The 11,687-nt window shown below is 44.5% G+C and carries 11 protein-coding genes; 3 read left to right on the top strand and 8 right to left on the bottom strand.

Annotated elements, in window-relative coordinates; translation table 11 throughout:
- Window positions 1–247 (top strand): hypothetical protein (locus tag AACX38_RS07810; RefSeq protein ID WP_228863905.1); only part of this gene is annotated, 247 nt, incomplete at its 5' end.
- Here the strand turns inward: AACX38_RS07810 and murI are convergent.
- Both murI and btuB read right to left on the bottom strand, forming a co-directional pair.
- The gene (gene murI, locus AACX38_RS07805; RefSeq protein ID WP_099120830.1) at window positions 244–1,122 is read right to left on the bottom strand and encodes a glutamate racemase; all 879 of its coding nucleotides are present in this window, start codon (window positions 1,120–1,122) and stop codon (window positions 244–246) included. The genes AACX38_RS07810 and murI overlap by 4 nt on opposite strands.
- Window positions 1,067–2,914: a TonB-dependent vitamin B12 receptor BtuB gene (btuB, locus tag AACX38_RS07800; protein WP_228863904.1), complete on the bottom strand. Its 1,848-nt coding sequence runs from the start codon at window positions 2,912–2,914 to the stop codon at window positions 1,067–1,069. The genes murI and btuB overlap by 56 nt, the downstream gene beginning before the upstream one ends.
- A gap of 177 nt (window positions 2,915–3,091) precedes the next feature.
- On the opposite strand from btuB, the gene trmA reads away from it, so the two are divergent.
- The gene (gene trmA, locus AACX38_RS07795; RefSeq protein WP_099120833.1) at window positions 3,092–4,192 is read left to right on the top strand and encodes a tRNA (uridine(54)-C5)-methyltransferase TrmA; all 1,101 of its coding nucleotides are present in this window, start codon (window positions 3,092–3,094) and stop codon (window positions 4,190–4,192) included.
- An 87-nt stretch (window positions 4,193–4,279) separates the two neighbouring features.
- On the opposite strand, the gene AACX38_RS07790 is transcribed toward trmA, so the two are convergent.
- Both AACX38_RS07790 and fabR read right to left on the bottom strand, forming a co-directional pair.
- On the bottom strand, window positions 4,280–4,654 hold the full coding sequence (locus AACX38_RS07790) for a YijD family membrane protein (protein WP_099111268.1): 375 nt from the start codon (window positions 4,652–4,654) through the stop codon (window positions 4,280–4,282).
- A gap of 25 nt (window positions 4,655–4,679) precedes the next feature.
- Window positions 4,680–5,372: an HTH-type transcriptional repressor FabR gene (fabR, locus tag AACX38_RS07785; protein WP_228858013.1), complete on the bottom strand. Its 693-nt coding sequence runs from the start codon at window positions 5,370–5,372 to the stop codon at window positions 4,680–4,682.
- 210 nt (window positions 5,373–5,582) lie between these two features.
- Between fabR and sthA the strand changes: the two genes are divergently transcribed.
- Window positions 5,583–6,986 (top strand): Si-specific NAD(P)(+) transhydrogenase, encoded by a 1,404-nt coding sequence (gene sthA, locus AACX38_RS07780; RefSeq protein ID WP_099120835.1) that lies wholly within the window; start codon window positions 5,583–5,585, stop codon window positions 6,984–6,986.
- On the opposite strand, the gene oxyR is transcribed toward sthA, so the two are convergent.
- The 4 genes from oxyR to argB form a co-directional block, all read right to left on the bottom strand.
- Window positions 6,978–7,895 carry a DNA-binding transcriptional regulator OxyR gene (oxyR, locus tag AACX38_RS07775; RefSeq protein WP_228863903.1) on the bottom strand — a complete coding sequence of 306 codons (918 nt, stop codon included), beginning with the start codon at window positions 7,893–7,895 and terminating at the stop codon, window positions 6,978–6,980. The genes sthA and oxyR overlap by 9 nt on opposite strands.
- A gap of 222 nt (window positions 7,896–8,117) precedes the next feature.
- Window positions 8,118–9,497, bottom strand: a complete 1,380-nt coding sequence (gene argH, locus AACX38_RS07770; protein WP_099120839.1) for an argininosuccinate lyase — start codon at window positions 9,495–9,497, stop codon at window positions 8,118–8,120.
- A 33-nt stretch (window positions 9,498–9,530) separates the two neighbouring features.
- Complete coding sequence (locus AACX38_RS07765) at window positions 9,531–10,763, bottom strand: argininosuccinate synthase (protein WP_228863902.1); 1,233 nt, start codon at window positions 10,761–10,763, stop codon at window positions 9,531–9,533.
- 102 nt (window positions 10,764–10,865) lie between these two features.
- Complete coding sequence (argB, locus tag AACX38_RS07760; RefSeq protein ID WP_099120842.1) at window positions 10,866–11,639, bottom strand: acetylglutamate kinase; 774 nt, start codon at window positions 11,637–11,639, stop codon at window positions 10,866–10,868.
- Window positions 11,640–11,687 lie beyond the last annotated feature (48 nt).

Here is an 11,687-nt window from a genome sequence, read left to right as displayed (position 1 = left end):
TTGTCTGATTATGTTGTTAAAGAGCATTGCAACCGAACATCTCGTTCCGGGTTGCGAGGCTGCGTATCTTACGCTTTTTGCCTCCGGAGTCAAGCGTTTATTTTCGCTTTCTTTCCGCTGTCCTGCGCGGCGTGTCTCAGCTCAGCGTCGGTCAGTGGTGGCGCATTATAGGGAGTTTTTCGGCCTTGACAATAGTTTTTTTGAAAAAAAATACCGACTGCTGGTTATTACGCCAAATTTGACTTAAGTTGGCAGTTTTTCCAGCGAAATGAAGCCATAATTATATAAAACAGGCCGTAGAGACTCGCTATTAGCATCTATTTTGGTGCAATACGCTAAGTTATTTTCTGTCGTTACAGATAAATTTTCTCGATTTTTTATCAGCCATGCGGTTCTTCGTGCAATTGCAGCACCTGAATCAATCAATCTCGTGCCATTAGGCAGAACCTGAGACAGTTCCTCTGCAAGTAAAGGAAAATGAGTACATCCCAAAATAACAGTGTCTGGTGGTTCTTTCATTCTCAGCCACGGTTTTAATATTTTTTCCAGTTCTTCCAGAGGGATGGTTTCACCGTGCAGCTTTCGTTCTGCCAGTTCGACCAGCTCAGCTGAACCGATAGCATGAACCTGACAATCCGTAGCGAATCTGGTGATAAGTTCTTTAGTATAGTCACGATTGACTGTTGCCCGTGTTGCCAATAGTCCAACTACGCGGTTACAAGTGAGCTTCGCGGCAGGTTTGATAGCAGGAACAACACCCACAACAGGAAAAGAAAAACGCTCACGCAAAGCTGGAAGGCTGACAGTACTCGCGGTGTTGCAGGCGATAACGACAATTGCTAATGGATGCCTTTTCTGGATTTCATCAACAACTTTGACAACCCGCTCAATAATGACTTCTGCCGTTTTCTCGCCATAGGGGAAGGCTTCATTATCGAATGCATATATATAGTGGAGATCCGGCAGCAATTGTCGGATCTCCTGATATACAGATAAACCACCCACACCGGAATCAAATACCAGAATGGTCGGGCGGGCGGTTTTCTTTATATCGAATGTAGTTAAATCAGAAGTTGTAACTGCCTGTGATGAAGTATTCTCGTCCTGGAGTGCGATAGCCATACGCTGTCTCATAATTTTTATCAAACAGATTAGCTATTCTAGCATGGATTGTCAGACGGTCAGTGACTGGATAAGACCCGTTGATATCCCATAGACTGACTCCGCCCACGCGAGTCCTCTTATAATTATCGGTGTTTATATCATAACGTTGGCCTAAATATTGATAAGTCACTCCCCAATCAATATTCAGAGCTTCCCAATCTAATTGGTATTTCACTTGTTGCTTAGCCCGGCGAGTCAATGGTTGGTCATTACCATCACGCGGATCAACATACTGCAATGTGAGTTGATGTTGGAATATTCCGGTATCCAGATTTCCTACCCACTCAACTCCCTTAATAGTAGCTTGTGCAATATTGTAATAACGATTATTTTCGAAACCGATAAATTCACTAATCTCATTTCGATAAGCACTTAAACGCCAACCTAGCGTTCCTGTAAGACCTTCTAGACCGCCTTCCCATTGCTTACTTTGTTCTGGCTTAAGATTTATATTTCCCCACTTGCTATAAAGCTGACCAAGTGTTGGTGCTTTAAATGCCGTTCCATAGGAAGCAATCAGACGATAGCCATCAATGAACTCCCATCCCATTGCTGTTTGCCATGTGGTATTCCAACCATATTCAGAATGCTTATCCGAACGAACAGCACCCTCGACAATAACTGTATGAATTTTTTGCTGAGCGGTTAAATATAACCCCGTATTATCAATATTTCTTTTGGCCAGAATAGAATTTGAACCCGCAGCAACAGATTCCCTTTGCCAATCAATTCCACCACTAACTGTCCCATGACCAACACTCAGTGAATTACCCCACTGAATATTGTAATTTTTAGAATTACTTAGCCCAGAACTCTTATCATAACGACCATATTTGGGATCAAAATTATAATCCTTTGCATGGCTATAACTCGCAATCAATTGAGATGAATACACATCCTGATTAAATTGGATGCCTACATCATAGCTACGACTGAAAAATTCACGGGTATCAGGTCTGGCATATGGGTAATCCCAATCATTACCGCTATCATAATTCGAGCGGTTATTAAATCCAGAAGTGCGAACAAACCCATTGAACCGATCATTAAACTGATGATTAATCCCCAACCACAAAGCCTTACTCATAAAACCGTCACGATCCGACTGAGGGTATCCTCCCGTACTGCCATTAGCGACTACATCAAATCCTTTAGTATAGGTATAGCCCGCTGCGGCACTCAGTACTGTATCTTCATCCAATTTCTGCTGGATTGAACCATTGTAATTCTGGTATCCATGCGAACCGATCCCTGCATTGAGGGTCGTCCCTTGCTGCTCTCGTGTTGTGATGATATTGAGTACTCCTCCAATCGCATCTGAGCCATATACAGCAGAACGGGCACCGCGAATATATTCAATTTTTTGCACTAAACTAAGCGGGATCTGGCTAAGGTCAGAAGAGCCTGTAATACCTGCTTGATTTAACCGAATGCCATCGACCAGAATCAAAACATGGCGTGAATCTGAACCGCGTATAAATAAAGAAGAGTTCTGCCCTATTCCACCATTTTGAGCAATATCAACTCCCGGTAAACGGCGCAATACATCAACCAAGCTATTTGACTGCCAGCTGTCTATTTCGTCACGGGTCACAACTGTTACTGGTGCCAGAACAGAAGAAACGGGCTGTTTAAAGCGGTTTGCTGTCACTACCAGCGAGTCCTGATTATCTGCGGCGGAGAAATTGCTCCAGCCAGAAAACACCACCATGAAAGTGGCGGATATGAAAGTGTGTTTTTTATTTATCATGGGAGAGAATGGAGTCTAACAATTAAAGAGCCATGCTACGATGAAGGCTGGGTAGTGTCCAGAATACCTTCCTATCAAAAAAGCCGGGTAATGAACCAGAAAACTGGACATCCTTTGTACTTTCCCTACAATGCCGCTCGGAAATTTTTCTTAATGTGATCATACGAGAACCAGATAATGCAGAATCTCTTGCCAACGGAAGATTATGAAAACCAATTGATGGAGAAAGTCCATCGTCTGAAAGAAATGATGGTTTCCTTTAGTGCGCCCGAGCCTGAAGTTTTCCGTTCCCCTGCATCTCACTACAGAATGCGTGCAGAATTCCGTATCTGGCATGAGGAAGATGACCTCTACCACATTATGTTTGATCAACAAACTAAGCAGCGTATCCGGATTGATCAGTTTCCCGTAGCCTGCCAACTCATTAATAGCATGATGCAGGCCATTATTGCGGGTGTAAAAAATAATTCAGTATTGCGCCACAAACTGTTTCAGGCTGATTATCTCGCCACTCGCAGCAACAAAATCATTGTTTCCCTCCTTTATCATAAAAAACTGGGGGATGAGTGGCGTGAACAAGCAATCGCATTGCGGGATCAGCTAAAAGCAGAAGGCTTTGATGTTCAGCTTATTGGGCGTGCATCAAAAACCAAAATTATGCTTGATCATGACTATATAGATGAAGAGCTACCTGTCGCCGGTAAGACAATGATTTACCGTCAGGTTGAAAACAGCTTTACCCAGCCAAACGCCAGTATCAATATCCATATGCTGGAGTGGGCGATTAACAGCACCAAAGACGCCAAAGGCGACCTACTTGAACTGTATTGTGGTAATGGTAACTTTTCTCTGGCATTGGCTCAGAACTTTGAACGTGTGCTGGCGACGGAAATTGCTAAACCTTCCGTTGCTGCTGCTCAGTTTAATATTGAAGCCAATCAGATTGATAACGTACAGATTATCCGTATGTCCGCAGAAGAATTCACTCAGGCAATGAATGGAGAGCGGGAGTTCAACCGTCTTCAGGGAATTGACCTGAAGAGTTATCAGTGTGAAACCATTTTTGTCGACCCACCGCGTAGTGGTTTAGATGAGGAAACGGTGAAAATGGTACAGGGATACCCGCGCATTCTGTACATTTCCTGTAACCCGGAAACACTCTGCCAGAATCTGGAAACATTGTCGCAAACCCACAAAATCAGCAAGCTGGCTCTTTTTGATCAGTTCCCTTATACCCATCATATGGAGTGTGGGGTATTACTGGAAAGAATCAATTAATTCTATTATTACTACAACCCGTTTTTACCTTACAAACGCCATAACTGATTATTATGGCGTTTTCATAACATATTTCTCAAACAGTCATCAGTTATGTTTTTCTGACAAGGTTGCCTGTTGTCTGCGCCCTTTTATCTTCCTGTAAAGCCAGAAGACTAATGCCGTTCCAACCACAACAGACAGGAAGTTAGAGCCAATTTCTGGGTGGTTAACCCGAATAATTGCGTTATAGGCAAAAAGGCCTAAGAAGAAACAACCAACAGCCAGTTTTGGTAATCCCTCAGCCATAGGATAATTTAAATAACGCTGATGGAGACAATACAGAGATAGTGCAAGTGTGATAATCGGGAAAATTGAAAAAGGTACCAACGAATTAAAAAATGCTGAAAAAGTGCCGTGAGTTGCCAATCCAACGATAAGAGCCAGCAGCATTGTGCTTTTATCCTGGCGATATTGTTCCATCGTGTTGTTCTCCTTTCAGTCGTGTTCAAGGGGTTTTAGGGACAGAAGTCTTAGAGACAGCGGTTTTTAGGACAGTATTTTTTAAGTTAGCCGTTTTTTCCTGCTCCCGCCGATACCAGTAAAAAGCACCTTTGGAAATCATACGCAGTTGTAATACCAAACGTTCTTCGAGACGACGTCTTTTTTCTTCATCAATATCCAGCGCTTCTGCACCCGCACTGAACACAATTGTTACCATCGCTTCGGCTTGTATTTCGGTAAAATGGCGAGGCATATGACTGGCCTGCTCAAGGTAGTCTGCCAGTTCTGCAATAAAATGTTGGATTTCCCGTGCGACAGCGGCACGGAACTCAGCCGATGTACCGGAACGTTCACGCAGTAATAACCTGAATGCATTCGGATTATTACCGATAAACTCCATAAAGGTTGAAACAGAGGTGCGAATGATACTCCCACCTTTTGCGATACGCTGTCGAGCCTGACGCATAAGCTGACGCAGCATTAAGCCGCTTTCATCCACCATCGTCAGCCCTAATTCATCCACATCACGAAAATGGCGATAAAATGAAGTCGGTGCAATTCCTGCTTCCCGGGCGACTTCCCGTAAACTCAGGCTGGTGAAACTACGTTCAGCACTCAGTTGGCTAAATGCTGCTTCAATCAGTGAACGACGGGTTTTCTCTTTCTGTTTCGCTCTGACACCAGTTACATTATTCACAGCAATCCTGATATACATACTCGACTATACTATGCAGCAAATATATCAGATTCTGCTACATTTGCTGTGATTGTTCTCTTAAAGATATTAACCAATGTTTCCTTAGTTTTATATCAACGCCGGAAACAAAAACCGTACTCTAATTAGGTTATTACGCCAACCAATGTTAATATAGAGTTGTTATTTTGTGTAAAAACAGGTCTTTCCTCTATGCAATATACTCATTTTGATGCCATTGTGATTGGCTCCGGACCCGGTGGAGAAGGGGCAGCAATGGGGTTGGCAAAACAAAGAAAAAACGTTGCAGTTATAGAGCGTTATAACAATATTGGCGGCGGCTGTACCCACTGGGGCACTATCCCGTCCAAAGCTCTCCGCCATGCTGTCAGTCGTATTATTGAATTTAATCAAAATCCTCTCTACAGTGACAACTCCCGCATTCTTCGCTCTTCGTTTTCAGAAATTTTACGTCATGCCGAAGTTGTCATAAATCAGCAAACTAAAATGCGGCAAGGGTTTTATGAGCGCAATCGGTGTAAGATGTTTGCCGGTGAAGCCACCTTTATCGATGAACATCATGTTAGTGTGCGTTATGCTGATGATAGTGTAGATATATTGAGTGCCGACAAAATAATTATTGCCACAGGCTCTCGCCCTTATTGCCCTCCCGATGTCGACTTCACTCATTCCCGTATTTATAACAGCGATACTATTCTGGAACTGGATCACGAACCACGTCATGTCATTATTTATGGCGCGGGTGTGATTGGCTGCGAATATGCTTCTATCTTCCGTGGGTTGGGCGTTAAGGTCGATTTGATCAATACCCGTGACCATCTGCTGTCATTTCTTGATCAGGAAATGTCTGACGCGTTGTCTTATCATTTCTGGAATAGCGGTATTGTTATCCGCCATAACGAAGAATATGAAAAGATTGAAGGTCTTGAAGATGGCGTCATTATCCATCTGAAATCAGGCAAGAAAGTTAAAGCAGACTGTCTGCTTTATGCCAATGGCCGAACCGGCAACACAGATAAACTCGGGATGGAAAACGTCGGGCTGGAAACCGATAGCCGTGGTTTAATGAAAGTAAACCGGGTTTATCAAACCAGTAATGAAAATATTTATGCTGTTGGTGATGTTATTGGTTATCCCAGCCTTGCTTCTGCCGCCTACAATCAGGGGCACATTGCAGCAAAAGCCATCATGACCGGAGCTAAGAATGCCGAACAGTATCTGGTAGACGATATCCCAACGGGCATTTATACCATCCCTGAAATCAGTTCTGTAGGTAAAACTGAGCAGGAACTAACAGCGATGAAAGTTCCGTATGAAGTGGGACGTGCCCAGTTTAAACATCTGGCCAGAGCACAGATTGCAGGGATGAATGTAGGCAGCATCAAGATATTATTCCACCGCGAGACAAAACAGATCCTCGGCATTCACTGTTTTGGCGAACGTGCAGCGGAGATTATTCATATCGGTCAGGCGATTATGGAACAAAAAGGTGAAGGTAATAGTATCGAGTATTTCGTTAATACAACCTTCAACTATCCGACAATGGCCGAAGCTTATCGCGTTGCTGCCCTTAATGGACTGAACCGGTTATTTTGATGTTGTTCCACTAATGTCGAAATAATTCATCATTCTGGTTCGGATCGCCTCTGCCAGTTGCTCATAGCGATTACGCAGAGGTGAGCCGGGACGATAAACCAGAATCACAGAACGTTCCGGCAAGGGATTATGACACTCGAGATAACAGATCCCATCACGCTTTTTCTCTTTAGGGACAGCCAAATCAGGCAACAAAGTGATGCCGCTCCCTGCCGCAACCATATTACGCAATGTTTCCATACTGGTTGCCCTGAAATGAGTATCTTCTTTGGCTCCGGCCTGAAAACAGAACCCCATTGCCTGATCACGTAAGCAGTGGCCATCTTCCAGCATCAATAACTTTTCACCGGTCAGCTCGCTCATATTGATCTTATCCCGATCTGCCCATTTATGTTCTTCATAGACCGCAAGCTTCATCGGTTCCTCAAAAAGAGGAATTTCAATAAACGCTTCCGTTTCTTTTATTGCAGCCAGAATCGCACAGTCTAATTTTCCGCTATCAAGCTGAGCCAGAAGGCTCTGAGTCTGGGCTTCGTGCAGGTACATTTCCAGCTTGGGGAACAACTTATGCAGTTCAGGGATAATCAGTGGCAGGAGATAAGGGCCAACAGTTGGAATAAGACCGATATGTAATGGGCCGGACATACTTTCACCCTGAAGTGAGGCCATTTCCTGTAATACCTTCACTTCTCGCAATACCGTCTTGGCTTGCTCCACCAGCAACATTCCCTGTTGTGTAAACAAGACCTTGCGGCTTGTGCGTTCCAGCAGCATTACGCCCAACTCATCCTCAAGTTTGCGTATCTGCCCACTGAGCGTCGGCTGGCTGACATGGCAAGAATCAGCAGCCCTGCGAAAATGCCGATACTCAGCAAGTGCCACAAGATATTCCAAATCGCGGATATTCATTCCCAACCTCATTGTTTTGATATCAATGATAGAATTGATCAATAAATCATTATATGCATGAGAGGAGAAAACTATCAATTCGTGGCGATTTCAGTTTTTTTATAAAGTTACCAGATAAAAAATGACGGAATTCATTCAAAAAATAGATAAATCGGACCACCGCAATAAGCAGGCAGCCCAATTCGTTGACCCGGGGAAGTTATATACTCAGAGGGGTTTCAGTTAGCTGAGGTGTAGCCTCTGCTTTGCCTCAGCAATAGCCAGCGTTACCTGTTTCTGTGCCACGCCACCTTTTGCCAGACGTTTATCCAGACAGGACTGTAACGATAAAATATCGTATACATCGATTAAAATAGTTTCACTGAACTTTTGTAATTCAGATAATGACAACTCTTCCAGCGCCTTACCTTTCTTTATTGCATCAATCACTACTTCACCAACGATGTGATGCGCTTCACGAAATGGAACACCTTTTGCCACCAGATAATCGGCTAATTCCGTAGCATTAGCGTAGCCCTGCTTTGCTGCCTCCCGGCAACGCTCACGTTTTATCTGAATGCCATCCAATACCATTGCTGCCATATGCAGGCAAACCCGCCAGGTATCTAACGCATCAAACAGCCCTTCCTTATCCTCCTGCATATCTTTGTTATAAGCGAGGGGCAGCCCTTTTAATGTCATCATCATACCTGTCAATGCACCCTGTACCCGGCCACATTTACCACGGATAAGTTCCAGTGCGTCAGGGTTTTTCTTTTGAGGCATCAAAGAAGAACCAGATGTTACCCGATCCGATAATTCAATGAAGTCCGCTTCTCCACTGTTGAAGAAAATCAGATCTTCGGCAAAACGCGAAAGATGGATCATACTGATGCTGGCATTTGACAGCAGTTCCAGCACATGATCACGGTCTGACACGCTATCTAGACTATTACGGGTTGCTGATGCAAAACCAAGCCATGATGCCAATTGTTCCCGATCAATATCATAAGCCGTTCCTGCTAACGCACCACATCCCAACGGACTGACATCCAGCCGTTTTAAAGTATCCTGCAAACGGCTTTCATCACGGGCAAGCATTTCTGCATATGCGAGACACCAGTGTGCGAAAGTCACCGGCTGTGCCCGCTGTAAATGAGTATACCCCGGCATAACAGCATCCTGATTATTCTCAGCCGTAATCACTAATGCCTGTTGTAATGATGTCAGAGCCTGCCGGATATCCGCTATCTGATCCTTACACCACAACTTCAGGTCAGTCGCGACCTGATCATTACGGCTTCGTCCTGTATGCAGTTTTTTGCCTAAATCCCCAACTTTTGCGATCAGCTGGCCTTCCACCCAGCTATGAATATCTTCCGCATCGCTTTGCAAAATAGCCTCTGGGTTGGTTCTCACTTCATCCAATAATGCATTCAACGCCAACTCCAGCTTCTGCTGCTCTTCAGATGTCAGAACACCCACTGTAACCAGCGCCTTTGACCATGCGACAGAGCCAACAATATCCTGCTCTGCCAGACGATAATCAAAACACAGGGAATCATTAAACTGCTTAAATTGCTGATCAGCTTCCTGACTGAAGCGCCCACCCCAAAGTGCCATAATTGCATTCCTCTTCTTTTTATTACCCGGAAATTACTTTTTGCTTTTCAGCGCACGAATGCGGGAAGAAAGCGAATGGAGGCGGATAAACCCTTCAGCATGGCTGTGATCATAAACTTCATCCTCGCCAAAAGTAGCAAACTCTTCAGAGTAGAGACTATGAGGAGATGTTTTCTGAGTGGCTGTCACCTGCCCCTTATACAGCTTCAGGATCACTTCACCACTGACATTCTCAGCCAGCATCTCTGCCGCAGCCTGAATAGACTGACGCAGCGGCACAAACCAGCGCCCATCGTAAACAACATAAGACATTTCCAGACCCAGCTGCTGACGCCATTTAAAACTGTCACGATCCAGAACTAATTGTTCAATACCACGCAGAGCCGCCATCATGATGGTTCCTCCCGGTGTTTCATAACAACCACGGGACTTCATTCCGACCAGACGGTTTTCCACAATATCGACCCGGCCAATACCATGTTTAGCACCCAGCTCATTCAATTCATTAAGGCATTGATATGGCGACAGTAATTTCCCATTAACTCCGACAACCTCTCCTCTCTCAACAGTGACAGAAAGATATTCAGGCTCGTCAGGAGCATCTTCCGGCTCTACAGTCCACTCCCAACAATCTTTATTCGCCGCATTCCACGTATTTTCCAATACGCCACCTTCGGTGGAAATGTGCCACGCGTTTTCATCACGGCTGTAAATTTTTTCCAGTGTTGCCGTAGTAGGAATATCGCGGACTTTCAGGTAATCCAACAACGCCTCGCGGGAACGCAGATCCCACTCTCGCCACGGAGCGACGACTTTCAGATGTGGAGCCAATGCCGTATAGGTACTCTCAAAACGAACCTGATCATTCCCTTTACCTGTCGCCCCATGCGCCAGCGCATCAGCACCCACTTTCAGGGCCAGTTCAACCTGCGCTTTAGCAATAATCGGGCGAGCCATTGAAGTACCGAGCAAATAACTGCCTTCGTACAATGCTCCGGTTTTCAGTACCGGATAAACATATTCTTTGATGAATTCTTCACGCAGATCGGCGATATGGCATTCTGAAGCGCCGGAACGTAATGCTTTTTGTTCTATACCCTCCAAATCTTCACGGCTCTGACCAACATCGGCGACAAACGCAATCACATCACAGTTGCCATAATGTTCTTTCAGCCACGGAATGATGGCAGAAGTATCCAAACCGCCAGAATATGCCAGCACAATCTTTTTAATACTGTTTTTTACCGAAGTAGTCGTCGTTGTCATAGAGGTAGCCTTTTACTTTTATTCACCAGCAAGTTTTCACCAGAAAGGTGCCATGCTGTTAATCAGTCAAAACCGTTTTCATTCTCTGTTATGTCAGAATGGTTATGCCAGAATACGAGTGCCAACGGATATACCATTAAATAGAGCAATCAGTTGATCAGCATAACGCCAGCTGGCGATATCCACCGGACGCCCCAGTGTTTTTGCGGCTTCCAGTGCTGCATGGACTTTCACAACCATGCCGTCAGTAATCACACCCTGTTTAATCATCTGCTGTATTTCTTTTTCTGAAACTTCAGGGATCTTGTTGCCTTTTCCGTTCAGAATACCGCTGACATCTGACAGAAAAACTAAATCGGCATCCAGTGACTGTGCGACAGCTGTAGCAGCCTGATCTGCATTCACATTCATTAATTTGCCGTCTTCTGTAATACCAATAGAGCTAATAATGGGGATATAACCGATATCCAGTAAAATTTTCAGCAAATCCGGATTACCGGGGGAAGCCATGCCCGTGTGACCAAATTCCTCGTTAAACTGAGAAACTTTCACAACACAGCCATCACCCAAACATAGACCAACCGCAGGTAAACGGTATTTTATCGCCCAGGAGAGTAAGGTTTTATTAGCTGTGCCAGCCAGTGTCCCGGTAATAATATCAATCTGATCTTCTGGCGTTACACGCAGGCCTTGTTTCTTGATAATCGGCAACTGTAATTTCTGCATCAGTTCATCAACCAAGCAACCGCCCCCATGTACAATGACTAGAGGACGTTTATGCGTTTTTCGATATAACTGTAATGTGGAAAATAATCGTACCAGCGCTTCATCACTATCTAATAACACCCCACCCAGCTTGATAACTAATGGCTCCATCAGATTTATCCTCTGTCGATATCAAATAATTTCTGAAATAAAAAAGCT

The sequence above is a fragment of the Xenorhabdus sp. PB30.3 genome, assembly GCF_963895965.1.
Taxonomy (GTDB): domain Bacteria; phylum Pseudomonadota; class Gammaproteobacteria; order Enterobacterales; family Enterobacteriaceae; genus Xenorhabdus; species Xenorhabdus stockiae.
This window is presented reverse-complemented; position numbering and strand designations above follow the sequence as displayed.